Source organism: Streptomyces sp. NBC_00568, assembly GCF_026341855.1.
In the GTDB taxonomy this organism is placed as follows: Bacteria; Actinomycetota; Actinomycetes; order Streptomycetales; family Streptomycetaceae; genus Streptomyces.
This window is the reverse complement of record NZ_JAPENW010000001.1, coordinates 6,277,579-6,300,462: the sequence shown is the minus strand read 5'-3', so window position 1 is coordinate 6,300,462 and position 22,884 is coordinate 6,277,579. Positions and strand designations below refer to the sequence as shown.

The 22,884-nt window shown below is 71.9% G+C and carries 24 protein-coding genes; 12 read left to right on the top strand and 12 right to left on the bottom strand.

Annotated elements, in window-relative coordinates; all coding sequences use genetic code 11:
• Nucleotides 1-176: 176 nt before the first annotated feature.
• Nucleotides 177-1,004, bottom strand: a complete 828-nt coding sequence (locus OOK38_RS27425) for an SDR family oxidoreductase (protein WP_266756176.1) — start codon at nt 1,002-1,004, stop codon at nt 177-179.
• 78 nt (nt 1,005-1,082) lie between these two features.
• On the opposite strand from OOK38_RS27425, the gene OOK38_RS27420 reads away from it, so the two are divergent.
• Complete coding sequence (locus OOK38_RS27420; protein ID WP_266756178.1) at nt 1,083-1,532, top strand: MarR family winged helix-turn-helix transcriptional regulator; 450 nt, start codon at nt 1,083-1,085, stop codon at nt 1,530-1,532.
• Between the two features lie 163 nt (nt 1,533-1,695).
• Complete coding sequence (locus tag OOK38_RS27415) at nt 1,696-2,100, top strand: PaaI family thioesterase (RefSeq protein WP_266756180.1); 405 nt, start codon at nt 1,696-1,698, stop codon at nt 2,098-2,100.
• A 94-nt stretch (nt 2,101-2,194) separates the two neighbouring features.
• Here OOK38_RS27415 and OOK38_RS27410 read toward each other — a convergent pair whose 3' ends face one another.
• Nucleotides 2,195-2,647, bottom strand: coding sequence for a DUF4442 domain-containing protein (locus tag OOK38_RS27410; RefSeq protein ID WP_266756182.1), 453 nt, complete (start codon nt 2,645-2,647; stop codon nt 2,195-2,197).
• Between the two features lie 152 nt (nt 2,648-2,799).
• Between OOK38_RS27410 and OOK38_RS27405 the strand changes: the two genes are divergently transcribed.
• The 3 genes from OOK38_RS27405 to OOK38_RS27395 all read left to right on the top strand — a co-directional run bounded on the left by OOK38_RS27405 (nt 2,800) and on the right by OOK38_RS27395 (nt 6,431).
• Nucleotides 2,800-3,813, top strand: a complete 1,014-nt coding sequence (locus OOK38_RS27405) for a hypothetical protein (protein ID WP_266756184.1) — start codon at nt 2,800-2,802, stop codon at nt 3,811-3,813.
• Nucleotides 3,814-3,906: 93 nt separating this feature from the next.
• The gene (locus OOK38_RS27400) at nt 3,907-4,944 is read left to right on the top strand and encodes a hypothetical protein (protein WP_266756185.1); all 1,038 of its coding nucleotides are present in this window, start codon (nt 3,907-3,909) and stop codon (nt 4,942-4,944) included.
• Nucleotides 4,945-5,111: 167 nt separating this feature from the next.
• Nucleotides 5,112-6,431 carry an MFS transporter gene (locus tag OOK38_RS27395; RefSeq protein ID WP_266756187.1) on the top strand — a complete coding sequence of 440 codons (1,320 nt, stop codon included), beginning with the start codon at nt 5,112-5,114 and terminating at the stop codon, nt 6,429-6,431.
• Here the strand turns inward: OOK38_RS27395 and OOK38_RS27390 are convergent.
• The 3 genes from OOK38_RS27390 to OOK38_RS27380 all read right to left on the bottom strand — a co-directional run bounded on the left by OOK38_RS27390 (nt 6,393) and on the right by OOK38_RS27380 (nt 9,587).
• Complete coding sequence (locus OOK38_RS27390) at nt 6,393-7,238, bottom strand: spermidine synthase (protein WP_266756189.1); 846 nt, start codon at nt 7,236-7,238, stop codon at nt 6,393-6,395. The genes OOK38_RS27395 and OOK38_RS27390 overlap by 39 nt on opposite strands.
• An 86-nt stretch (nt 7,239-7,324) precedes the next feature.
• The gene (gene tuf, locus OOK38_RS27385; RefSeq protein WP_266756191.1) at nt 7,325-8,503 is read right to left on the bottom strand and encodes an elongation factor Tu; all 1,179 of its coding nucleotides are present in this window, start codon (nt 8,501-8,503) and stop codon (nt 7,325-7,327) included.
• Between the two features lie 349 nt (nt 8,504-8,852).
• Entirely contained in the window at nt 8,853-9,587 is a 735-nt protein-coding gene (locus OOK38_RS27380) for a DNA alkylation repair protein (RefSeq protein ID WP_266756192.1), read from the bottom strand.
• 49 nt (nt 9,588-9,636) lie between these two features.
• Here OOK38_RS27380 and OOK38_RS27375 point away from each other — a divergent pair, with 49 nt between their 5' ends.
• The gene (locus tag OOK38_RS27375) at nt 9,637-10,455 is read left to right on the top strand and encodes a TVP38/TMEM64 family protein (protein ID WP_266756193.1); all 819 of its coding nucleotides are present in this window, start codon (nt 9,637-9,639) and stop codon (nt 10,453-10,455) included.
• Between the two features lie 13 nt (nt 10,456-10,468).
• Here the strand turns inward: OOK38_RS27375 and OOK38_RS27370 are convergent, their stop codons facing one another.
• The gene (locus OOK38_RS27370) at nt 10,469-11,644 is read right to left on the bottom strand and encodes a thiolase family protein (protein ID WP_266756194.1); all 1,176 of its coding nucleotides are present in this window, start codon (nt 11,642-11,644) and stop codon (nt 10,469-10,471) included.
• Between the two features lie 157 nt (nt 11,645-11,801).
• On the opposite strand from OOK38_RS27370, the gene OOK38_RS27365 reads away from it, so the two are divergent.
• Nucleotides 11,802-12,263 (top strand): helix-turn-helix domain-containing protein, encoded by a 462-nt coding sequence (locus tag OOK38_RS27365; RefSeq protein ID WP_266756195.1) that lies wholly within the window; start codon nt 11,802-11,804, stop codon nt 12,261-12,263.
• A gap of 79 nt (nt 12,264-12,342) precedes the next feature.
• On the opposite strand, the gene OOK38_RS27360 is transcribed toward OOK38_RS27365, so the two are convergent.
• The 3 genes from OOK38_RS27360 to OOK38_RS27350 are packed head-to-tail and all read right to left on the bottom strand — an operon-like array spanning nt 12,343 to nt 15,358.
• Nucleotides 12,343-13,071 (bottom strand): cupin, encoded by a 729-nt coding sequence (locus OOK38_RS27360; protein ID WP_266765581.1) that lies wholly within the window; start codon nt 13,069-13,071, stop codon nt 12,343-12,345.
• On the bottom strand, nt 13,065-14,006 hold the full coding sequence (locus OOK38_RS27355; RefSeq protein WP_266756197.1) for a PmoA family protein: 942 nt from the start codon (nt 14,004-14,006) through the stop codon (nt 13,065-13,067). The genes OOK38_RS27360 and OOK38_RS27355 overlap by 7 nt, the downstream gene beginning before the upstream one ends.
• Nucleotides 14,003-15,358, bottom strand: a complete 1,356-nt coding sequence (locus OOK38_RS27350; RefSeq protein WP_323178831.1) for a Gfo/Idh/MocA family oxidoreductase — start codon at nt 15,356-15,358, stop codon at nt 14,003-14,005. The genes OOK38_RS27355 and OOK38_RS27350 overlap by 4 nt, the downstream gene beginning before the upstream one ends.
• 547 nt (nt 15,359-15,905) lie before the next feature.
• On the opposite strand from OOK38_RS27350, the gene OOK38_RS27345 reads away from it, so the two are divergent.
• On the top strand, nt 15,906-16,781 hold the full coding sequence (locus OOK38_RS27345; RefSeq protein ID WP_266756200.1) for an undecaprenyl-diphosphate phosphatase: 876 nt from the start codon (nt 15,906-15,908) through the stop codon (nt 16,779-16,781).
• Between the two features lie 415 nt (nt 16,782-17,196).
• Here the strand turns inward: OOK38_RS27345 and OOK38_RS27340 are convergent, their stop codons facing one another.
• On the bottom strand, nt 17,197-17,907 hold the full coding sequence (locus tag OOK38_RS27340; protein ID WP_266756201.1) for a TetR family transcriptional regulator: 711 nt from the start codon (nt 17,905-17,907) through the stop codon (nt 17,197-17,199).
• A gap of 151 nt (nt 17,908-18,058) precedes the next feature.
• Between OOK38_RS27340 and OOK38_RS27335 the strand changes: the two genes are divergently transcribed.
• A complete protein-coding gene (locus OOK38_RS27335) occupies nt 18,059-19,183 on the top strand; it encodes an NAD(P)/FAD-dependent oxidoreductase (RefSeq protein ID WP_266756202.1) in 1,125 nt (374 codons plus the stop codon).
• A gap of 140 nt (nt 19,184-19,323) precedes the next feature.
• Here the strand turns inward: OOK38_RS27335 and OOK38_RS27330 are convergent, their stop codons facing one another.
• Entirely contained in the window at nt 19,324-19,959 is a 636-nt protein-coding gene (locus OOK38_RS27330) for a hypothetical protein (protein WP_266848868.1), read from the bottom strand.
• Nucleotides 19,960-20,580: 621 nt separating this feature from the next.
• Here OOK38_RS27330 and OOK38_RS27325 point away from each other — a divergent pair.
• Both OOK38_RS27325 and OOK38_RS27320 read left to right on the top strand, forming a co-directional pair.
• Nucleotides 20,581-20,754: a hypothetical protein gene (locus OOK38_RS27325; RefSeq protein WP_266756206.1), complete on the top strand. Its 174-nt coding sequence runs from the start codon at nt 20,581-20,583 to the stop codon at nt 20,752-20,754.
• 321 nt (nt 20,755-21,075) lie between these two features.
• Entirely contained in the window at nt 21,076-21,255 is a 180-nt protein-coding gene (locus tag OOK38_RS27320) for a hypothetical protein (protein WP_266756208.1), read from the top strand.
• A 71-nt stretch (nt 21,256-21,326) separates the two neighbouring features.
• Here the strand turns inward: OOK38_RS27320 and OOK38_RS27315 are convergent, their stop codons facing one another.
• Entirely contained in the window at nt 21,327-22,067 is a 741-nt protein-coding gene (locus OOK38_RS27315) for an SDR family NAD(P)-dependent oxidoreductase (protein WP_266756209.1), read from the bottom strand.
• Nucleotides 22,068-22,293: 226 nt separating this feature from the next.
• Between OOK38_RS27315 and OOK38_RS27310 the strand changes: the two genes are divergently transcribed.
• On the top strand, nt 22,294-22,779 hold the full coding sequence (locus OOK38_RS27310; RefSeq protein WP_266756211.1) for a nuclear transport factor 2 family protein: 486 nt from the start codon (nt 22,294-22,296) through the stop codon (nt 22,777-22,779).
• Nucleotides 22,780-22,884 lie beyond the last annotated feature (105 nt).

The following is a 22,884-nucleotide window of genomic DNA, read 5'->3' as shown; positions in this document are numbered from 1 at the left end:
ACTGGAGGTGACTCGTGTCAATGAAATGAACGGAAACAGCCTGTCGCCCGACAAGAACCGAAGGAGGCACGCGAGCCGGCCGGCCCAGGAGGCCGTCGCGCCCGTACGAGCCGTGCGCTCCGGCCGCGAGAGGACGGCGGCCGGAGCGGCACCGCCCCCTGTTCACTCCCCCGGACTCACTCCCCCAGCCAGGAGCCGGTGAGGTCCTGCACGGCCGAGCCGTCGGCGTCGGCGAGCTTGACCCCGGTGAAGCCGGCCGCCCAGTCGGAGCTCTGGTAACGGAACTTGGGCTCGTCGGCCGTCAGCGCGCCGACGACGACCTCCGCACACTCGCGTGCGCTCTGCGCCGTGGAGAACGACTTCGTGGTGCGGTCGAGATAGGCGCCGATCACCGGCCGGTAGACACCCGCCCCGGCGACGAGGGCCTCGATGTCACGGTCGGCGCGGACGTTGGCGACGAACTCGGTGGCCACCGCGCCGGGCTCGATGACACTGACCGCGACGCCGAGCCTGCCGACGACCGGGGCGAGGCTCTCCATCCAGCCCTCGACGGCGAACTTGGCGGCGCAGTAGGCCTCGTTGAACGGCTGGCCGACCACGCCGCCGACGCTCGTGACCGTGATCAGACGGCCCTTGGACGCGCGGAGATGCGGGAGTGCCGCCTTGGTCACCTGGACGACACCGAAGAAGTTGACCTCCATCACGTCGCGGACGTCGTCGACGCTCTCCAGCTCGATGGTGCCGAGGTGGCCGGCGCCCGCGTTGTTGATCAGGGCGTCCAGCCGTCCGTGGTCGGCGATCACCGACTCGACGCAGGCGGCGACCGAGCCCGGGTCCGTGACGTCGAGCCGCCGGACGTCGACGCCGGGCAGCCGCTCGCGCAGGGGCCCGGCCTTGCCGGTGTCCCGCATGGTCGCGACGACCTTGTAGCCCGCTTTCTCGGCGAGGACGGCGGTCTCCAGACCGATGCCGGTGGACGTACCGGTGACAAGGGCGATCTTCATGACGGGTCCTCCATGATTGCGTGTACACACACATATTAGAGTTGCGTGTGCACGCACGCAACTGGGTAGACTCGTGTCGTGACGGAGATCAGGCTGAAGCAGGCGGAGCTGACGGTCGAGGACCAGGCGTATTACCGCATCGTCGGCGTGGGTGCCGCCCTCACGGCGCGGGCGAGCGCCCGCCTGGAGCACGATTTCCGGCTGCCCGCGTCCTGGTTCGAGGTGCTGCTCTGGCTCTACCACCAGGGCGGTCCCCTCTCGGCGACCGATCTGGGTTCCTGCGCGCTGATCAGCCGCAGCCAGGTCTCCCGGGTCATCGACGCGCTTCAGTCCCGGGGCCTGGTCACCCGCGCCCCCTCGACCGCCGACGCCCGCTCCGTCGAGGTGACCATCACCGAGGAGGGCCGGGACCTCTTCGAGCGCGCGGACCGGGCCCGCCGCGAGGCCCTGGCACCCGCCCTGACGGAGAAGCTGGAGCCGGCCGAGCTGGAAGAACTGGCCCGCATCCTCCTCAAGCTCAAGTACTGACCGCCGGGCCCCGGCACGCGCGGGGGCGCCGAAGCGGTCCTCCCGCCGGCCACGGACGGGCATTCCCCCGGGCGAGGACGTTCCAGGAACTCCCATCGCACGCAAGGGAGTTGATAGAAAGGATCACCGACTTCCGTCCCGGCCCTCCCACAAGGAGCTTGATGTGACCGTCACCGCCGAAGACATCTACGCCATGGCCCCCTACGCCAGGACCCTCGGCGTGCGCTTCACCGCCCTGTCGGCCGAGGGAGTCGACGCCGAACTCGACTTCGTGCCCGAACTGTCCACCGCGGGCGGCGGGTTGCACGGGGGTGCGCTGATGGGCCTGGCCGATGTGGCCTCGGCGGTGTGCGCCGCGCTGAACGGCCCCGCGGGTGCCGTTCCCGCGACCACCACCTCCACCACGCACTTCCTGCGGCCCGTGCGCGAGGGGGCCGCGTACGCGAAGGCTCGTGTGCTGCGGGTGGGACGTGACACGGCGGTCGTGGAGTGCGACATCGAGAACGACCGGCGGCAGCTCTGCACCCGGGTCACGCAGACGGTCACCGTACGAGCGCCGCGCGGCTGACCGGCCCCGGTCCCTGGGGCGGGCCCCGGCACAACGGCCGAGGGCCCCGATCAGGTCGTACTCCCCGATCAGGGCCCTGCGGGCGAGGTGGGTCTCAGCCGTTCGGGCGGAGCGTCCACACCACCGTCATCTCGCCGGTGACAGCGCCGTCGGCGCGCTGGATGGCGATGGCGACGGGGAACTCGGGGCGCCGGCCGGCATCGAGTTCCGCGACGACGTCGGCGGCGGGCCGGCCGAGCGTCGCGGTGGCCGTGACGGGACCCATCGCGAGCTTCTTGTAGGCGATCTCGGCGCTGACCGCGAGCGGCACCGCACGGGAGAGCTGGTCCCCGAAGGCGGCGAGGACGATCGCTCCGCTCGCCGACTCCCCCAGCGTGAACATGGCTCCGGCGTGCGGTCCGCCGACGTGGTTGTGGAAGTCGCCCTGGTCCGGGAGCGCCACGACGGCCTTCTCGGGAGTGGTCTCCACGAACTCGAGGTTCAGGGTCCGGGCCATCGGTACGGTCGCGGCGAGCATCTCGCCGATCGTCATCTGGTCTGCGCTCATACCGCGATGTTACCCATGGGTAGCAATTCTTGACCAGCCCCACCGCCCGCCGCCGAAGTCGATCAACGGCGCGGGAGGGGCCGCTCTCCGGTACACGCCTGACGAGACGCGGTGACCGAAACGTTTCACAGGCGCCACTAAGGTGACTGCCCATGTGGCCAGGACAGCAGCCGCCCGGGGGCGAGCAGAACCCGAGGGACCAGAACCCGTACCAGCAGCCGGGGTACCAGCAGCCGAACCCCTATCAGCAGCCCGGATACCAGCAGACGGGCCCGTACGGACCGCAGCCCGGACAGCAGCAGTGGGGTACGCCCTCTCCCGCGGGCGCGCCCGAGCCGCCGCGCGGGAACGGGAACCGGACGAAGGTGATCGCGATCGTGGCGGCCACCGCTGTGGTCGTGGCCGCCGGGGTGACAGGCGTCCTCGTGCTCGGCGGCGACAAGGGCGACAAGGCCGTGGGCGGCGACACGGGCAAGGACAGGAAGCCCACCACGAGCGCTCCGAAGGACCCGAGCGCGTCGCCCTCCGACGACGACCCGCGCGGCGGTGAGGGCGAGCAGCCGACGGTCGCCGGCTGGAAGGTCGTCGTCAATCCCAAGTGGGGCACGGCCTTCGACGTCCCCGCGGACTGGGAGGTCGAGTCGCCGGGCACCTCGATCGGCTTCGAGAAGGACAACGCCAAGGCCGGCGACAAGCCCATCATCGTGATGTCGGCGCCCGCCTACTTCAAGTCCAAGTGGTGCTCGTCCGACGACGACAAGGACGGCCGTACGGACGACACCGCGCTGGGCGCCGTGGGCACCAAGGGCGCGAGCGGCGCGAAGAACACCGATGAGGTCGCCGTGAACCAGGTGCCCTGGTGGGTGTTCGGCGGCTACACCCAGCCGGACAAGAAGAGCATCACCTTCGACGAGAAGGCCAAGCCCTACACCACGGAATCGGGCGTCACGGGCAGCGTCGCCTGGGCCAGGTCGAAGAACACGCCCCAGAAGGGGAAGTGCGCGAGCGACGGCAAGGCCGTCACGTTCGGGTTCAAGAACTCCGCGGGCGACTACGTGGCGTGGAACCTCTACGGAGCCACCGGCGTGAAGGACGAGATCCCCGACGCGACGATCCTGAAGATCCTGAGCACCGTACGCCTGCACGGCGATCCGACGGGGGCCTGAGCCGGGATCAAAGGGGACAAGTGCCCTGGCGGCCCGGCCCTTTCGGGTACCGCCGTGGCACTCGGGTCCCGCCCCCCTCTATCGTTACCGGCCATGTGGCCAGGACAGCAGCCGCCCGGGGGCGAGCAGAACCCGCAGGACCAGAACCCGTACCAGCAGCCGGGGTACCAGCAGCCGAATCCGTACCAACAGCCCGGATACCAGCAGCCGGGGTATCAGCAGCCGAATCCGTACGGACCGCAGCCGGGGCAGCAGCAGTGGGGTGCCCCGTCGGATCCCCTCGGCGCGCCCCAGGCGCCCGGAGGCGGTGGTGGCGGCGGCAACAAGACCAAGATCACCGCGATTATCGCGGCCTCGGCCGTCGTGATCGCCGCCGGGGTGACCGGAGCCCTCGTCCTGGGCGGTGGCGGCAAGGACGACAACGCGGGCGGCGACCCGTCCAAGTCCCCGAAGGCGTCGGCCTCGACGTCGCCGAGCGCGAGCGGAAGTGACGACAACCCGCGCGGCGGCGACGAGGAGAAGGCGACGATCGCCGGCTGGAAGGTCGTGGTGAACCCGAAGTGGGGCACCGCCTTCGACGTACCGGCGGACTGGAAGGTCGAGACGTCCGGCACCTTCATAGGCTTCGAGGACGACGAGAAGGGCGACGGCTCCGTGCTCATCGGCATGTCCGCGCCCGCGTTCCTCAAGGAAAAGTGGTGCACGTCCGACGACGACAAGGACGGTTATTCGAGTGACACGTCCCTGGCCGCCGCGGGCACCAAGGGCCAGAGCGGCGCGAAGAACACCGACGACGTGGCACGCAACGACTCCGCGTGGTGGGTCTTCGGCGGCTACACCGACCAGAAGAAGGCCTCGAAGAAGCTGCTGAAGATCGGCAAGCCCAAGGCGTACACCACGGCGTCGGGCGTCAAGGGCAGTGTCGCGACGACGTACTCCTCGGGTGTCGCCAAGAAGGGCAAGTGCGACTCCGACGGCAAGGCGACCACGTTCGCCTTCAAGAACTCGTCGGGCGACTTCGTGTCCTGGTCGTTCTACGGCGCCAAGGGTGTGTCGGAGGAGGTCTCGGACGCGACCGTCCAGAAGATCCTCAGCACCGTACGGCTGCACGGCGAGCCGACGGGTTCCTGATCCTGCCGGGACCTGGGCGCACGCGGGAACGCCCGGGTCTCCCGGCCTCCCGCCGGGCTTCCCCGGCCCGGTGAGGAGGGGCGCGGGGCCCCGGCCGGGCGGAGTTCGCGCTCGGTGCGTGTGCAATCGGTTTGGCAAGTCGAGCACCGGGCGGCGATAGTCTCCCGGTGACCTCAGCCGCCGACCTGCGCCGACCCTCCCGCCGCCCTTCCTGGGCGGGCCGGAACTACACCCTGCTGACCGCGGCCGCGGTCGTCACCAACCTGGGCAGCCAGGGCGCCCTCATCGCGGCAGCGTTCGCGGTGCTCGAAACGGGTGGCGACGGCGGCGACGTGGGCCTGGTGGCCGCGGCGCGGACCCTGCCGCTGGTGCTGTTCCTGCTGATCGGCGGGGCGGTCGCGGACCGGCTGCCGCGCCATCGGGTGATGGTCGCGGCCAACGCCCTGAACTGTGTGTCGCAGGCGGTGTTCGCCGTCCTGGTCATCTCCGGTGAGGCGCGGCTGTGGCAGATGATGCTGCTGTCCGCGCTCGGCGGCACCGGGCAGGCGTTCTTCAACCCGGCCGCCGAGGGCATGCTGATGTCCTCGGTCCGCGGTGAGCAGGCGAGCCGCGCGTTCGCGATGTTCCGGATGGCGATGCAGGGCGCGGGCCTCGGCGGCGCGGCCCTCGGCGGCGTACTGGTGGCCGTGATCGGGCCGGGCTGGGTGCTGGCCGTGGACGCGGTGGCGTTCGCGGTCGCCGGGGCGCTGCGTTCGTTCCTCGACGTCAGCCACATACCGCCGCGTGAGCCCGGCGGCGGCCTGTTCGCCGATCTGCGCGACGGCTGGCGCGAGTTCGTCGGGCGGCCCTGGCTGTGGACGATCGTCGCGCAGTTCTCCGTGGTGGTCGCGGTCGTCGGAGCCGCCGACGCGGTCTACGGTCCGCTGGTCGCCCGGGACAGTCTCGGCGGTGCGGGGCCCTGGGGGCTGGCACTCGGCGCGTTCGGCGCCGGGACCGTCGGCGGCGCGCTGCTCATGACCCGTTGGAAGCCCCGTCGCCTGCTGTTCGCGGGCACCCTGTGCGTCTTCCCGCTGGCGGCGCCGGCCGCGGCGCTCGCGGTCCCCGTGCCGGTGGGGCCGCTGTACGCCGTGATGTTCGTCAGCGGTCTGGCGATCGAGGTGTTCGGCGTGTCCTGGATGACGGCGCTCCACCAGGAGATCCCCGAGGACAAGCTCTCGCGGGTGTCGGCGTACGACTGGTTCGGCTCGATCGCCATGGTCCCCCTGGCCACGGCGCTGGCGGGTCCCGCGGAGCAGGCCTTCGGCCGTACGCCCGCGCTGTGGGGCTGCGCGACGCTGGTCGTGGTGGTCACGGCGGCGGTGCTGTGCGTCCCGGACGTCCGGAATCTGACGCGGCGGACCCGGCCGGTGGCGCAGGGCATCCCGGGATCGGCCGACGCGGAGCCCGCGTCAGCCGATGCCGAAGGCTCCGCCGGGCGGCTCGGGTGACGCAACGGCGTCCTCGTCGCGCACCGGAGCGGCCCCGCCGATGAAGTCCCGGAGCCCGGGGCCGTGTTCGACGCGTGCGGGAAAGGCGTCGGCCGCGGTACGGCGGGCCAGGGCGGCCGTGTCGAGCGGGCGGTGGGAGGCCACGAGCACCGCGTTCCCGAAGCGGCGTCCGCGCAGCACGCCGGGTTCGGCGATGAGGGCGATCTCCTCGAACACCGTCGAGAACGTGGCGAGCTGGGAGCGGAGAAACGCGAACGGCGCCGCGTCGGCGAGATTGGCGAGGTAGACCCCGTCGGGGCGCAGCACACGTTCGGCGGCGCTCGCGTAGGCGGTGGACGTCAGGTGCGCCGGTACGCGCGAGCCGCCGAAGACATCCGCGATCAGGATGTCCGCGGAGTCGGGGGCGGCGGCTTCGATCCAGGTGCGGGCGTCGGCGCCGTGCACCTCGATACCCGCCCCGCCGGGCACCGGCAGATACTCACCGATCAGGGCCAGCAGGCCCTGGTCCGCCTCCACCACGTGCTGGTGCGAACCGGGCCGGGTGGCCGCGACGTAGCGGGGCAGGGTGAGCGCCCCGCCGCCGAGATGCAGCACGTCCAGCGCGCGCCCCGGTTCCGTCACCGTGTCCAGCACGTGCCCGAGGCGCCGCGTGTACTCGAACTCGAGATGTGTCGGCTCGTCCAGATCGACGTACGACTGGGGCGCGCCGTCCACGGTCAGCAGCCACGCCCGCTCGCGGTCCACGTCGGGCATCAGCTTCGCGGTCCCGTGATCCACGGCCCGCGTCACGGGTATCGGCTCGTCCACGGCTCCATTGTGCGGTACCGACAACGGCGCGCACGGGTGCCCGCCCTCTCGGGGCGGGCACCCGCGTCGCCGTACCGGGCCGGGCGTCAGCCGACCGATGTCACCGTCCCCGCGCCGACCGTCCGGCCGCCCTCGCGGATCGCGAAGCCGAGGCCCGGCTCGAGCGGCACCTCGCGCCCGAGCTCGACCGTCATGGTGACGGTGTCGCCGGGCCGGGCGACGGCCCGCTCGCCGAGGTCGACGTCGCCGACCACGTCCGCGGTGCGGATGTAGAACTGCGGCCGGTACCCGGTGGAGACGGCTGTCGTACGGCCGCCCTCGCGCGTCGACAGGACGTACACCTGCGCCGTGAAGCGACTGCTGGGTACGACACTGCCGGGCGCGGCGACGATGTGCCCGCGGCGGACCGCGTCGCGGGGCACGCCGCGCAGCAGCAGCGCCACGTTGTCGCCGGCCTGCGCCTCCTCCATGGGCTTGCCGAAGGTCTCCAGCCCGGTGACCACGGTGTCGACCGCGGCGCCGAGCACCTCGACGCGGTCGCCGACGTGGATCGTGCCGCGCTCCACGGCACCGGTGACGACCGTTCCGCGTCCGGTGATGGTGAGCACGTTCTCGACCGGCATCAGGAACGGCGCGTCGAGATAGCGCTCGGGCATCGGCACGTAGGTGTCCACGGCGTCGAGCAGCGCGTCGATCGCCGCCGTCCATCGCGGGTCCCCCTCGAGGGCCCTCAGGCCGGACACCCGTACGACGGGTACCGAGTCGCCCCCGTAGCCCTGCGAGGAGAGCAGCTCGCGGACCTCGAGCTCCACGAGGTCGGTGAGCTCCTCGTCGCCCGCGTCGGCCTTGTTGAGGGCGACCACGATGTGGTCGACACCCACCTGCCGGGCGAGCAGCACGTGCTCGGCGGTCTGGGGCATGATCCCGTCCAGCGCGGACACGACGAGGATCGCCCCGTCCAGCTGGGCCGCGCCCGTGACCATGTTCTTGACGTAGTCGGCGTGGCCCGGCATGTCCACGTGCGCGTAGTGCCGGGTGTCGGTCTCGTACTCGACGTGCGCGATGTTGATGGTGATGCCGCGCGCGGCCTCCTCCGGCGCCCGGTCGATCCGGTCGAACGGTACGTAGCGGGTGGAGCCGCCGGAGCCGCGCTCGGCGAGGACCTTGGTGATGGCGGCGGTCAGGGTGGTCTTGCCGTGGTCGACGTGACCCATGGTGCCGATGTTGAGGTGCGGTTTGGTGCGCACGTAAGCCGTCTTGGGCATGGCTGTACCTCGAAGCCTCTTCAGTGTCAGCTGAGCTGAGTGATGGCCCCGGCGCGAACGGGCCGGGACGGGGACCCCGAGGACTTCCCGACCCTCCCCCTGCGGGGTCCGCCGGACAATCCGGGAAGGGTCAGCTTCGGGCGCCGTCTACGGCTGCCGTGATGATCTGGACGGCAGCCTTCGGCGCATCCGCGACTGCGGATGCTGCGAGGAGGAAGGCGTACCGGAACATGAGGAGATCATTGCCGACGCGTCTGCCCACGTCGAATGGTTTTCCGGGCCCCTGGGACGGGCGTGGTGCGGGCGGTGTCTCAGGGGGCCGAGGGGTCGCTCGGCCGGCCGTCGGCGGTCAGGGGCCGATGTTCTTGAGCGCCTCGCGCACGGACAGCGGCGCGAGTCTCTCCCGCTCCGCGGCGACGAAGTCCCGCACCGCCCGCGGGTCGGTCTTGGCGTACTCGCGCAGACACCATCCGATCGCTTTACGGATGAAGAAGTCGGGATGGCCGGACCGGCGGACGCAGTACGCGAAGAGGCGCCCGGTGTCGGTGGCCTCCTTGTAGCGGAGCTGATGGAGCAGAGCGGTGCGGGCGGCCCACAGATCGTCGTCCTCGATCCAGGCGTCCATGTCGGTCCGCAGTGCCGGGTCGGCGGCCACCAGGCCTCCCACCACGTGCGCGGCGAGCGCGTCGACGGTGTCCCACCAGGAGACGGTGGTGACGAGGTGCCGGGCCACCGGCAGGAAGCCCGGCGACAGGCGCGCCACATGGCGGCGCAGATAGTCGACGGCGAAGTACTGGTACTCGCGTTCCGGCAGCTCCCAGCAGCGCAGTGCGATCGCCGTGCAGTCCGCCTCGCCGGGGCGGGCGGTATCCACGAGCACGGTGCGGGACAGGGCGCGGCGCTCGGGCGTCGTCAGCCCGAGGAAGGGGGCGATGTCCTTCATGTAGGCGCGCATCGACGCGGCCCGACGGGGGTCGGCGGCAGCCGCGTAGACAGCTGTGAGCCGGTCCAGGACGGTGTCCGCGAGCGGGCTGTCCGGCACCTCGAACCGGGCACCTGACGTTCCGGAAGCTGTGACGCCCATGAGACGAACCATACGGCGATCACACACGTCTGTCGGTTAGTGTCACCGGATGCTCGATGCCACCACCCGCTCTGGGGGCACCGCCACGGCCACTCCCCAGGCCGCCGCCACGGAGCTCACCGTCGCCGCCGACCTGGTCGTCGCCTCGGAGATTGCCGTCGCCGCACCCGTAGACCCGACCGCCGCACGCACCGGCCCGGCCGGGCTCTGCCTGAGAGCGCTGCTCTCGCCGTGGTCGCGGCTCTCCCTGCTGGTCGTGCTGCTCGCGTCGGCCGCGTCGAGCGTGCTGCTCTTCGAACCGCAGCGGCTGCTCGCCGACGGCTGGCCGCCCCAGCTCGGCGGCGCCGCGGCGGCCGTCGCGTTCGCCGTGGCGTACGGGCTGTGCACGGTCGCGTTCGTGCCCCGCCCTCTGCTCAATCTGGCGGCCGGCGCCCTGTTCGGGTCCCAACTGGGCCTGGGCACCGCCCTGGTGGGCACGGTGCTCGGTGCCGGTGTCGCCTTCGGGCTCGGCCGGATCCTCGGGCAGGACGCGCTGCGGCCGCTGCTGCGGGCCCGCTGGCTGAAGGCGGCGGACGGTCAGCTCAGCCGGCACGGCTTCCGTTCGATGATGGCGGCCCGGCTGTTCCCCGGTGTGCCGTTCTGGGCCGCCAACTACTGCGCGGCCGTCTCCCGCATGGGCTGGCTGCCCTTCCTGCTCGCGACGGCGCTCGGCTCGATCCCGAACACCGCCGCGTACGCCGTCGCCGGTGCCCGTGCGTCGTCACCGACCTCCCCGGCCTTCCTGATCGCGATGGCCTTCATCGCGCTCCCCGCCCTGGCCGGAGCGGTGGTGGCCTGGCGCAAGCGCCACCACCTGCGCGGTCACTGAGGCACGACGGCCGCTACGGGCGCACGGCTTCCAGGATCATCGCGTTGGCCAGTCCGCCCGCCTCGCACATCGTCTGCAGCGCGTAGCGGGCCCCGCGGGCGCGCATCGCGTGGACGAGGGTCGTGGTGAGGCGGGTGCCGCTCGCGCCGAGCGGGTGGCCGATCGCGATCGCCCCGCCGTGCACGTTGACCTTGGACAGGTCCGCGCCGGTCTCCTGCTGCCAGGCGAGGACGACGGCGGCGAAGGCCTCGTTCACCTCGAAGAGGTCGATGTCGCCGAGGTCGAGCCCTGCCTTGCGCAGCACCTTCTCGGTGGCCGGGACGACGCCGGTGAGCATCAGGAGCGGGTCCGAACCCGTGACGGCGAAGCTGTGCAGACGGGCGACGGGCCGCAGGCCGAGACGGGCGGCGGTCTCGCTCGACGTGATGAGCACGGCGGACGCGCCGTCGTTGACCGGACTCGCGTTCCCGGCCGTGACCGACCAGTCGATCTGCGGGAAACGCTCGCCGAAGGCGGGGTCGTAGTAGGCGGGCTTCAGCCCGGCGAGTATGTCCGGGGTGCTGCCGGGACGGACGCTCTCGTCCCGGGTGACACCTTCCAGGGGCGCGACCTCGGCCTCGAACAGACCGGCGCTCCACGCCTCGGCGGCCTTCCGGTGCGAGTCCACGGCGAAGGCGTCCATCCGCTCGCGGGTGATGCCCCACTTGGCGGCGATGAGTTCGGCGCTGATGCCCTGCGGCACCAGCCCCTCGGGGTAGCGCTCGGCGACCCCGGGCCCGAAGGGATCCGCGCCCGTCGGCACGTTGGACCACATCGGCACACGGCTCATCGATTCCACACCGCAGGCCACGACCATGTCGTACGCCCCCGACATGACGCCCTGCGCGGCGAAGTGCACGGCCTGCTGCGACGAGCCGCACTGACGGTCCACCGTGGTCGCGGGCACCGACTCGGGGAATCCCGCGGAGAGCACGGCGTACCGGGTGGTGTTCATGGCCTGCTCGCCGACCTGGTCGACGGTGCCGCCGATGACGTCGTCGATCAGCGCCGGGTCGATCCCCGAGCGCTCGACGAGCGTACGGAGGGTGTGGGCGAGGAGTTCCACGGGGTGGACGTGGGCGAGGGAGCCGTTCGGCTTGCCCTTGCCCACCGGGGTGCGTACGGCTTCGACGATCACGGCGTCGCGCATGGGATGCCTCTCAGATCTGTGAGGTCGGGGAACCGGCGACCGGGTGCGTCCGGTCTTCGAACTCGGCGAGTCAGTGAGTTTGATTTTCCAACTCTCCAAGTGACCCAAGAGTAACCGAGTGGGTTGGAAGTTCCAACCCACTCGGTAGACTGATGGCATGAAGGACGCCCGCCCCTGCTCGATCGCCGCGACGCTCGCTCTCGTCGGCGAGAAGTACTCCCTGCTGGTCCTGCGCGAGGTGTCGCTCGGCGCCACGCGCTTCGACCAGCTGGTGCGCAACACCGGCGCCCCTCGTGACGTGCTGACGACCAGGCTGAAGCGCCTCGTCGACGCCGGGCTGCTGGAGAAGGCGGAGTACAGCGACCGCCCCAAGCGCTACGAGTACCGGCCCACCCGGGCGGGTCTCGAACTGGAACCCGTCCTGCTCACCCTCATGGCATGGGGCGACCGGCACCTCCAGGAGGGCGGCTTCCGTCCCATGGTGCTGGAGCACACCTGCGGCCACGAGCTGGTCCCCCAGGTGGTCTGCCGGGAGTGCGGGGAGCAGGTCGAACACGACGCCCTCACCGCCCACCCCCAGGCCCCGGGCTGGACGGTGACGGGGCCCGCGGTGGCGTGACCGCGGGCAGGGCGCCGGCGACGCGGAGTCCGGCAGAGAGCGATGTGTGCCGTCTCGCGGATGGGGCCGTACGCCTGCCCTACTCGGCCCCCTCGTAGACGTCGAGCCGCCCGCACATGCCGAACCGGCCTCGCGCAGAAGGCCGTTCGGCCCGCACGACGGCACCGGCGAGATGCGAGGCGTCGCCCCGCTCCAGCCGGTCGAGCTGGTCCTCGGTGGCCGTGACGGCGGCCTCGGCGCCGCGTCGCCACCGCGCCAGCCACTCCGCGAGGCGTGGCCGCACCAGGGCCGCGGCGGCCCGGTGGAACGCCGCGAGCGGAGCGGGGCCGTCCGCGTCACGCAACGCGCGATAGCCCTCCAGGGCGAGATCACGCCGGGCGCGGGCGAAGCGCGCCCGCTCTCCCTCCGGCGCGTCCGCCGGAATGACGGTCGCCGCAGCGTAGGTCCCGGGATCGGTGAGGTACTCCGGGGGCAGGGTCATGACCGCGTCACCCGCCTCCGGCAGGCCGTTGTTCTGCATGAGCACGGTGATGCGCAGGTCGTCCTCGTTGACGAGCCGGTGGATCGTGCCCGGGGTGAACCAGGCGACGGTGCCGGGCACGAGCGGCGTCACCTCGTACGCCGATGCCGTCAGCGTCTGGACGGAACCCCGCCCGCCGGTGACGACGTACGCCTCCGAACAGGTCAGGTGGAGATGGGGGGTTCCGCCGCACACGCCGTCCGCCGCGGGCCAGTCGTACACCCGCAGGTGCGACACGGCGACGGCTCCCGGGAGCCCCGGGAAGCCGGGAGTCACGGCGCTCACCAGGGGTGCTCCGCCAGGTACTTGACGACGTCCTCGCGTTCCCAGGCGCCCTCGGCGACGACCACCCGGTAGCGGCGGGCGAGGGTGTCACCGGGAGCGAGTTCCAGTTCTTCGAAGAAGGCCGGGGACGGGGCGACCGCCGCGAAGGGTTCGTTGCGCACGAACCAGTGGGCCGGGTGGGTGCCCCGCGACCCGGAGTGGTCGTTCTCGGGGGCGTGCGCGAAGACGAGGGTCGCGTGACCGTCGGTGCCGTCGTGCTCGGCCGAGTACGCGAGCCAGGGCGCCTGCCGCCCCATCAGGTCGGGCCCTTCGGATTCCGGACCGATGACCCGCCCGTCCCGGAAGGAGCGCGGTCCGCGCCAGAACAGACCCGTGTAGCCGGCCATCTCGCGCCCCGCGGTCGTCGGACTGCCGAAGCGCAGCGGCTCCTCGCGGCGGTTGGTGACAGCGGAGCTCCAGGTCAGCGCCCAGGAGCCCGCCTCCGGGTCGACGTCACGCACCTCGACGCGGCGCTCCTCCTCGGCCCACAGCTCACCGTCGTACGGATGCCAGGTGAGCCGCTCGGCGATGACCGCGGCACCGCCCTCCGCGGTGACCTCCTCGAAGGCGACATGCGCCATCGACCCGACACGCTCCGGGAGTTCGAGATATCCCTTTCCGTGGACGTATGTGTTGCCGCCCCACAGATTCTGGCCGGAGAGGTGCGAGGCCGTCATCTGGAGGCCCTTGTGCCAGCGGTGGTCGTTCGGGCGGTAGTCCGTGACGACGTTGCCGGCCAGCGTCCGCAGGGGATGGAGATAGGGCTTCGGGGACTCCCAGGCCGCCTCGGGCCGGTAGACATAGCTCACCAGCTCGACGCCGGTGGAGACCTCGCTGATCGCGATGCGCTCCCCGTGCGTGTGGACGAGCCGCAGCCCCTGGTCGGAGGACCCGCTCATGCCCGTACCTCCGCGCCGACCGCCCCGGACGCCTCGACCCCGGACGGCCCGGCCCCGCCCGGCACAGCCGGACGCCCGCCGGCATCCGCTGCATCCGACGGCCCCGTCCCGTCCGGCGCCCGGGTCCCGTCCGGCGCCCGGGTCCCGGCGGGTGCCCGGGTCCCGGCGGGTGCCCGGGTCCCGGCGGGTGCCCGGGTCCCGGCGGGTGCCCGGGTCCCGGCGGGTGCCCAGCCGGGGGCGCCACCGTGCAGCGCCGTGTAGTACGGGTCTCCCGGACCGATCTCCCCCGCACGGACGGTCGTGTCCGTGAACGCCGACTTGTAGAGCGCGGTGATCAGTTCCAGGCTGCTGCGCCCGTCGGCACCACTGCTGCGCGGCCGTTCCCCCGCCCGCATGCTCGCGACGAGGTCCCGCAGCTGCGCGAGGTGCGAACTGGGCACGTCCGCGCCGAAATCCCGCCAGGCGGCGACATCGGCCTCCGGCACGTCGGGCGCCGGAGTGATCCGCCAGTTGTCGTTGCTGTGACCGTAGAGGTGGGTGAGCTCGACGGTGGCGCGCTCGCAGTCGACGCGGATACGACTGACCTCGTCGGGGCTCAGGACGCTGTTGACGACGGTCGCCAGGGCGCCGTTCGCGAAGCGGACCAGGGCGGTCGAGACGTCCTCCGTCTCCACGTCGTGCACCAGACGACCGGTCATCGCGCGCACCTCGGTCCACGGCCCCAGCAGATCGAGGAGCAGATCCATCTGATGGATGCCGTGCCCCATCGCGGGCCCGCCGCCCTCCGTCGCCCAGCGGCCGCGCCAGGGGACGGCGTAGTAGTCGGCGTTGCGGTACCAGGTGGTCTGGCAGTGCGCGACGAGCGGCCGGCCCATGGCCCGCTCCGCGATCAGGCGCCGTACGTGCCGGGCGCCCGAGCCGAAGCGGTGCTGGAAGACGATCGCGGCGTACGGCCCGCCGTCCGTACCCTCCGCCGCCTCGACGGCGTCGAAGTCGGCGAGCGCCGGCACGGGCGGCTTCTCGCACCACACCCACGCGCCCGCCCGCAGCGCGGCGACGGTCTGCTCACGGTGCAGGGTCGGCGGGGTGCAGACGGCGACGAGATCGGGCCGCTGCTCCTCGAGCATCCGGTCCAGATCGGTGTACGCGTGCGGGATGCCCGCCTCGGCGCAGAACGCCCGGACCGCGCCTTCGGCGATGTCCACCGCCGCGACGATCTCCGTCTCGCCCTCCTCGGCGAGCCGGGCGAGTGCGGGGTGGTGACTCCCGCGCGCGATGGCACCCGCGCCGACGACGGCGGCCCTGATACGGCGACCGCCGAGAGGGGTGCCCGCCCTGCTCGGGGTGGTCACGGGGTCCGCGGTGCGGCTCGGAGAGGCCTGGGGATCGATTGCGGTACGGGATGAGGTCATCTACCTGATCAGCGCTCCATCGGACGTGATGTCAGACGTCGGCCAACGCCTGGCGCCACCGAACGCGTGCCCCTCGGCGACAGCAAGCGCTTTCCCTGCCGCAGCAACGTAAGCGGCGGCCCGGCGGCCGGTCAACACCCCCGGCCACCGCACGGTCACTCCCCATCACGCCGCGGGTCCGGAACCGGTCCGGCCCCGGGTCGGACCTGGGCCGGAGCCGAACCGGACCTCAGGAGGGACCTCGGCCCGACCTCGGCGGCACCCGAGCCGGACCCTGGCTCGCGAAGGACCACCCGCGGGCCCGCCACCAGGGACGACAACGCCCCGCACCGGGACGGCGGAGGGCGGCCGCGTCCGGCTGCGAAACCCCTGTGACCGGGCTGTCGCACGCGGACGCTACGCTGCCCTCGACACCCGTGATCACCCCGCACCGCGATACGGCGTGCCCGTCGCCCTTCCACGACCAGCACTTGGACCACGTAACTTCATGTCTTGGTTTGAATCCCTCATCCTCGGACTCGTCCAGGGGCTGACCGAATTTCTTCCTGTCTCCTCCAGCGCGCATCTGCGGCTGACCGCGGCGTTCGCGGGCTGGGAGGATCCCGGTGCGGCCTTCACCGCCATCACGCAGCTCGGCACGGAGGCCGCGGTGCTGATCTACTTCCGCAAGGACGTGGGAAGGATTCTGTCGGCGTGGTTCCGCTCGCTCACGAACAAGGCGATGCGCAGCAACCACGACGCCCAGATGGGCTGGCTGGTGATCGTCGGCTCGATTCCGATCGGCGTGCTCGGGATCACCCTCAAGGACCAGATCGAGGGACCGTTCCGCGATCTGCGGGTCACGGCCACGATGCTGATCGTGATGGGCATCGTCATAGGCATCGCCGACCGGCTCGCGGCACGCGACGAGTCGGGCGGAAAGCACCGGGCAGCCAAGCAGCGCAAGGGACTTGAGGACCTGAACACCCGGGACGGCCTGCTGTACGGCCTCTGCCAGGCGATGGCCCTGATCCCCGGCGTCTCCCGGTCCGGCGCGACCATCAGCGGCGGCCTCTTCATGGGCTACGGCCGCGCGGCGGCGGCCCGTTACTCCTTCCTCCTGGCCATGCCGGCCGTCCTCGCCTCCGGCACCTTCGAGCTCAAGGACGCGGCCGCGGAGGGCCATGTGTCCTGGGGCCCCACCATCTTCGCGACGATCATCGCGTTCGCCGTCGGTTACGCGGTGATCGCCTGGTTCATGAAGTTCATCTCGCACAAGAGCTTCATGCCGTTCGTCTGGTACCGGATCGCGCTCGGCATCGTCATCATCGCGCTGGTCAGCACGGACGTCCTCAGCCCGCACGCCGCCGAATCCGCCGGCTGAGGCAGCGGCTCCCCCTCCAGGACTGCGTCACGCGCCCGAACTCGCGCCGGTCGCACGGTCAGGGAGCGGGACGGGGCGACTTGGGGGCTCGTTCTCCCAGTCGTCTCCCACGCGCCAGGACGACCATGTCCGCCGCCGAGCGGAGCGCGCTCACCGCTGAGCAGGGACCGCCGGCCGTTCCGGCGTCGGGCTTGATCCCTGCGGTCGACGCGGGCGCGCAGGTCGAGTGGTCGACGAGCCGGGCGGGCAGGTCGAGTGCCCCGCGCGGGCATCACTCCGGCGGGGCCCCAGCAGCAACAACCCGACTGGATCGCTGGGATGTTGGCACCAGCCTACGAGCCGCCACTGACAACAGGGTCGTCACAGGCCGCCGCCATCCGACATCGCCCCAGCTCGGATGGTGGCCGGCGTGCGCCTATTCACCGGGCGGCCGGCGAGCGGTGATGCCGGTGAGGACGAGGTCGATACCGGCGAGGAACTGCTCGCGGTCGTCGTGGTCGCGCAGCTGGTCCGCGACGGCCCGGGTGAACGGGTAGTCGTCGGGGTCGAGTGCTTCCCACGCCTTCGACACGGAGTCGAGGAACTCGGTGCGGCCCACCCCGGCCCCGAGAGTGCGGGCGCTCGCGGTGTTCGCGGCGTTCTGGCCGGCGGCGCCGAGGATGTAGTGCACCAACGCCGAGGTCGCCGTGAACCAGCCGTCCTGGGGCACGCCCAGTTCGGGGACCTGCCGACCGACGCTTTCGAAGATCCGCGGCGTGACCGAGCCCCAGGGGCTGCGGGAGAGATGCGTCGAGAGCTGCGTGGCGAGCCACGGGTGTTCCTCGATCGCGTCGAACAGGCCGAGCGCGACGACGCGGATCTCGTCCCGCGGCGAGCCCGGGGACTCGGCGGGCTCGACGGCCAGAGCGGCGGCGACGACCGCGTCGGTCGCGGCGTCGAGCAGCTCGCCCTTGTTCGCCACGTGCCAATAGATCGCCCCGGGCCCGGTGGCCAGGCGCTCGGCCAGCGCCCGGAACGTCAGCCCGCCCTCGCCCGCGCCGTCGAGCAGTTCGACGGCCGCCTCGACGATGCTCTCCCGCGAGAGCGCCTCCGTGCGCCGCTGTGACCGGCGCGTTCCCGTTGCCATGCCCCCATCCTAGACGCTCCTTGGAACGCCGTTCCAGCTTGACAGGCAATGGAACACCGTTCCATCCTGGAGTCGCTGGAACGGCGTTCCAGCAGGTGACCGCCGGGTGGAGGGTGTTCGCCCAGCGGTCCGCGATCAGGAAGGAAGCACCATGACCACTCCCGTCACGATCATCGGCGCCGGACTCGGCGGCCTCACGCTCGCCCGCGTCCTGCACGTCCACGGAATCCCGGCCACGATCTACGAGGCGGAGGCCTCTCCGGACCAGCGGTCACAGGGCGGCATGCTCGACATCCACGACGACACCGGCCAGCCCGCTCTCCAGGCGGCGGATCTTATGGACGAGTTCCGCGGCATCATCCTGGAGGGCCGCGAGGCGACACGGGTCCTCGCCCCGGACGGAACCGTCCTGTACGACGACGACAGCACGCGTGGACGCCCCGAGGTGCTGCGTGGCGAGCTGCGACGGATCCTGCTCGACTCGCTCCCGGCCGGAACCGTCCGGTGGGGCCACAAGGTCAGCGGCGTCCGCACCCTCGGCGCGGGGCGCCACGAGGTGACCTTCGCCGACGGCGGCACCACCGTCACGAACCTGCTGGTCGGCGCGGACGGCGCGTGGTCCCGGGTCCGGCCGCTGCTTTCCGATGCGACACCCGAGTACATCGGCCGATCGTTCATCGAGACCTACCTGTTCGACGCCGACACCCGGCACCCCGCCGGCGCGAAGGCGGTCGGCGCCGGAGCGCTGTTCGCGCTCGCCCCGGGGAAGGGCATCCAGGCTCACCGGGAGAGCGGCGGGACCCTCCACACCTATGTGGCGCTCTCCGAGCCGCAGGACTGGTTCGCCGGTATCGATTTCACCGATGCCGCCGCGGCCACCGCGCGGATCGCGCAGGAGTTCGACGGCTGGGCCCCGGAGCTCACCGCGCTGATCACCGACGGTGAGACCCCGCCGGTCCTGCGCACTCTCAACGCCCTGCCCGACGAGCACCGGTGGGACCGGGTGCCGGGGGTGACCCTGCTCGGCGACGCCGCCCACCTCTCGGCCCCGAACGGCGAAGGCGCCAACCTTGCCATGTACGACGGCGCCGAACTCGGCGAGGCCATCGCGGCGCACCCCGACGACCTCGAGGCCGCGCTCACCGCGTACGAGCGGGCCCTGTTCCCCCGCAGCGCCGCGGCCGCCACCGGCGGCGCCGAGCTCCACGAGCTCCTCTTCGGCGACAACGCGCCCCACGGCCTGATCAGCATGTTCACCGGACACGAGGAGGCCTGATGAGCCACGCGCCGTGCGGGCCCCGGCGCACCGATGAACCGGCCAGGTCCTGATACCGGGGCCCGACGTCGTCTACCGCGGGACCTCGTCGTCCTCCATCGACGCGGTGTCCACTGGCCCGTCAGGCACGGAGTCCGTGCTCATGGCGTCTCACCGCGGTCCTGCGGAGAGGTGCCGCCGGTGGCGTAGGTGGCCAGGATCAGTCCACCGGGGTGCTCTTCGTCGCGGACGAGGCGCCAGGTGTTGCCGCCCCCGTCGTCGATCGACTCGTCGTCACCGTGTCGCCACTGAGGCAGGACGTTCTCGTTCACATGGGCGGCGAGCCTCCGCGCCACTTCGTCGATGTTCTCCGACGTGACCTTGAGCCCCAGCTTGTGCCGGGCGTAGAGGTCCACGACCTTCCCCCCGACCGCGAGGTCGATGTGCCTCGCCACTCCCTCGCGCTTCCAGGCGGGCATGCGGTTCGGTCCGGTGATGCGGGAGGCGACGCCGGTCCGGTACTGGGCCCAGGTCCGTTCCATGTGCCGGGTGCAGTACCGAAGGATGTGGCTGCGGTCCTCGCTGATGAGCAGGCCGTAACCGTGCTTCGGGAAGTAGACGCGCCAGGCGCCGGCCTCGTTCCGCTCCGTGGCCGCGTGGTCGGCTATGAGATCCTCGAACAGCGACCGGATCTGCGTCTCCGCGTTCTGCGGCTCGACCGCGTGGACCCTGGCGTAGACGGCCGCAGCCCCTGGCGTGACGTCGATCTCGTACGCCTCGTCGGAGTCCATCCCCAAGGGGGCGGGCGTCCAGTGCCCGGGTCCCCAACGCCAGGCGGAGCGACGCTGCCTAGCCCCGGCGTCGGCGGTCGGCGGCTCGGGTGTCGTGTACCCCTCGCACTGTCCGCACCAGCCGTCGGCCCGGTTCGTGGCGTTGCCGCACCTGACCCCATCGGCGCCGTAGCGGACACATGCCCGCCTCGGCGGTGCTGGAGTGATCACTCGCCCCCCATTGATTCCTCGTCACGCACCATCGCGACCTCGACCGAAGCCTCGCATAAGGAACGTCATGCGCCGGCCGTCGTCGCGGAGAGGACGGCTTCGCTCGCACCGTCGTCGGCCGCCGACCGGGACCGCGCGACGGCACGGCTTCTGTGGACGTAGGGCTCCCGGCACCCTCGGCCACCGCTCCCGGCTCCGTCGGCGGGGGTGCGGCGTCAGGGGCGGCAGTCTGCTCCTTTCCGTGCCACGGGGCCGGCCCTGGTCGGGCGGGCGACGCCCGGGCCGGCGAGCCCGGTTCCGCCCTGGATGCCACGGGCGATGTACCAGGTGAGGGGGGCAGTAGGCCGTCTGGCCGAACATCTTCTGCCGACTGCGGCGGGGCCGCTTTAGCGTGGTCTCCACGACTGGAGGTGGAGCATGCCGAAGGAGCCAACGCTGGGCCGGTTGGGCATGGAAGCGCGCAGTGTGAAGTTTCCGGATGGCAGCCGCGGGATCATCCTGGTGAAGGCCGGGATCCCTCAGGACGAGGCGGATGCGCTCGCCGCGCAGGTGTGGGCGGAACGGCCGGAGGCGGGCGTGCCGAAGGGCTGAGCCCGCAGCGGAAGCCCCGGATCACTCCGGGCGGCGGCATCCGAGTCTCCACGCCGCCGGCGCGGACGATGCCGGCGGGCGCGCACGCCCGGCGACGGTCTCGCAAAACGTGAGCGCGTCGCCCGGGCGGCGGGAACTCGACCGCCGGCTACCCCGTCGGCATCGTCGAGCGCCCCGGGCCGCCGCCCGGGGCGCCCGTAGCCCTGGGCGCGGAGTCGGACGAACGGCGGGGCGTCGGTCGCGTGCGCCGTGACGAAGGGCATACGGCTTGCGTAGCCGTCCGGTAGCGCAGTGTCAGTCCTTGCCCCTAGGCTGGTGCGCATGTCCCCCGATTTCACTCCGTCTGGTTCCGTGCGGTCTGCCGCCGCGTTGAACGAACAGATCCGCGCTCTGTGGACGCGAGCGGGCGGCTCCCTGTCCGCACAGGAGCGGGCGGAGTACGAGCTGTTGGTCGTGAAGTGGGCCGAGGCGATCCGCGGGGAGATCATCGAGGCGGCGTAGGGCCGTCCCGGCACGCCGGTACAACCACCCCACCGATACGTCGACTTGGACGCCGGGAGAGCAGCCGGGGCTCACCGCCCGCCGGACACCCGCACCACCGCCCCCGTCGTGTACGACGCGTCGGGCGACATCAACCACGCGATGGCGGCGGCGATTTCCTCGGCCCGGCCGACGCGGCGCAGCGGAATCGACGAGGCGGCACGCTCGGCGCGGCCCGGGTCGCCCATGGTCGCGTGCATCTCGGTGTCGATCATGCCGGGAGCGACCGCGTTGACGCGGATGCCGTCGGGACCGAGTTCCTTGGCGAGTCCCGTGGTCAGCGCGTCGACGGCGGCCTTGCTCGCCGCGTAGTGCACGAACTCGCCGGGACTGCCGAGCGTGGCGGCCGCCGAGGACACATTCACGATGGCGCCGCCTCCGAGGGCGGCCATGGACCGGGCCGCGCGACGCGAACACAGCAGCGTGCCCAGCAGGTTGACCTCGATCACGCGCCGCAGGTCGGCGGGGTCGGCGTCCGCGAGCCGTCCGAGCGGTCCGGTCACCCCGGCGTTGTTCACCAGCCCTGTCACCGGGCCCACCCGGTCCGCGGTCGTGTCGAAGAGCCGCTCGACGTCGGCCTCGTCGGAGGTGTCCACGCGCACCTTGACACAGCGCGCCCCGGCCGCGCGGACGGCGGTCGCGGTCCGCTCGGCGGCCTCGGCGTCGCTCACATAGCCGACCACCACGTCATGCCCGTCCGCCGCGAGTCGGACACAGGCCGCGGCTCCGATCCCCCGGCTGCCACCCGTGACGATCGTGACCGGACGTGCCATGGGGAGCCTCCTGGTACGGACAGTGGATCACCAACGATCGCAGATCCGCGCCGCCCTCGACACGACGTCTCACGTTCCAGGATCGGCAGGCAGGTGTACGGGCGGCGCCACGACACCGCCGTACCCACCCGCACGGTGGCGGCGGATGCGGAACCGAATCCCCCGGACATCGAATATCCCCGCCCAGCCTCTTGGCGTGGCAGGCCCCGTGGCCAACACTGAGCCGATGACGCAGCGTGTGGAGCTCGCGACCGTGCTGGACCGGTTCGCCGTGGACGAGATCGTCACCGCGTACGCGGTGGCAGTGGACGACGGCGACTGGGAGGCGTACCGAGGGCTGTTCACGTCGGACGGACGCGCCGACTACCGTTCGGCCGGCGGCATCGAGGGCGACGCCACCGAGGTCACCGGGTGGCTGTCGCAGAGCATGGAACTGTTCGCGATGCGCCAGCATCTGATCGTCAACCGGCGCCTGCGGTTCGGCGTGCTGGATCAGGACTCCGGCGACACGGCCCGGGTCCAGGCGGACTACATCAATCCGATGCGGTTCGCGGGCCAGGACGGCGAATCCACCGCGCCCGACTTCGTGTGCGGCGGGCGGTACGCCTTCGGTCTGCTGCGGACCGACGACGGCTGGCGGCTGCGCGAGGTGGTCGTCCAGGAGAAGTGGCGCCGGATGCCACAGCCCCGGCACGCACCCGCGAGCACCTGAGTCTGCCTCCGACTCCCTCACCACCCGGACCGCTGACCCCGCCGACGTGGGCTCGCCCCGCGTCACGACCTGGGGCGCCCTCCCGTCGGCGCGCCCCCTCCCGGT

Bases quoted from the DNA above. Each gene is read 5' to 3' on its own strand.
- OOK38_RS27425 (WP_266756176.1), bottom strand. From the start codon at position 1,004: ATGAAGATCGCCCTTGTCACCGGTACGTCCACCGGCATCGGTCTGGAG.
- OOK38_RS27410 (WP_266756182.1), bottom strand. From the start codon at position 2,647: ATGAGCGCAGACCAGATGACGATCGGCGAGATGCTCGCCGCGACCGTA.
- OOK38_RS27405 (WP_266756184.1), top strand. From the start codon at position 2,800: ATGTGGCCAGGACAGCAGCCGCCCGGGGGCGAGCAGAACCCGAGGGAC.
- OOK38_RS27400 (WP_266756185.1), top strand. From the start codon at position 3,907: ATGTGGCCAGGACAGCAGCCGCCCGGGGGCGAGCAGAACCCGCAGGAC.
- tuf (WP_266756191.1), bottom strand. From the start codon at position 8,503: ATGCCCAAGACGGCTTACGTGCGCACCAAACCGCACCTCAACATCGGC.
- OOK38_RS27380 (WP_266756192.1), bottom strand. From the start codon at position 9,587: ATGGGCGTCACAGCTTCCGGAACGTCAGGTGCCCGGTTCGAGGTGCCG.
- OOK38_RS27375 (WP_266756193.1), top strand. From the start codon at position 9,637: ATGCTCGATGCCACCACCCGCTCTGGGGGCACCGCCACGGCCACTCCC.
- OOK38_RS27370 (WP_266756194.1), bottom strand. From the start codon at position 11,644: ATGCGCGACGCCGTGATCGTCGAAGCCGTACGCACCCCGGTGGGCAAG.
- OOK38_RS27365 (WP_266756195.1), top strand. From the start codon at position 11,802: ATGAAGGACGCCCGCCCCTGCTCGATCGCCGCGACGCTCGCTCTCGTC.
- OOK38_RS27355 (WP_266756197.1), bottom strand. From the start codon at position 14,006: ATGAGCGGGTCCTCCGACCAGGGGCTGCGGCTCGTCCACACGCACGGG.
- OOK38_RS27345 (WP_266756200.1), top strand. From the start codon at position 15,906: ATGTCTTGGTTTGAATCCCTCATCCTCGGACTCGTCCAGGGGCTGACC.
- OOK38_RS27340 (WP_266756201.1), bottom strand. From the start codon at position 17,907: ATGGCAACGGGAACGCGCCGGTCACAGCGGCGCACGGAGGCGCTCTCG.
- OOK38_RS27335 (WP_266756202.1), top strand. From the start codon at position 18,059: ATGACCACTCCCGTCACGATCATCGGCGCCGGACTCGGCGGCCTCACG.
- OOK38_RS27325 (WP_266756206.1), top strand. From the start codon at position 20,581: ATGCCGAAGGAGCCAACGCTGGGCCGGTTGGGCATGGAAGCGCGCAGT.
- OOK38_RS27320 (WP_266756208.1), top strand. From the start codon at position 21,076: ATGTCCCCCGATTTCACTCCGTCTGGTTCCGTGCGGTCTGCCGCCGCG.
- OOK38_RS27315 (WP_266756209.1), bottom strand. From the start codon at position 22,067: ATGGCACGTCCGGTCACGATCGTCACGGGTGGCAGCCGGGGGATCGGA.
- OOK38_RS27310 (WP_266756211.1), top strand. From the start codon at position 22,294: ATGACGCAGCGTGTGGAGCTCGCGACCGTGCTGGACCGGTTCGCCGTG.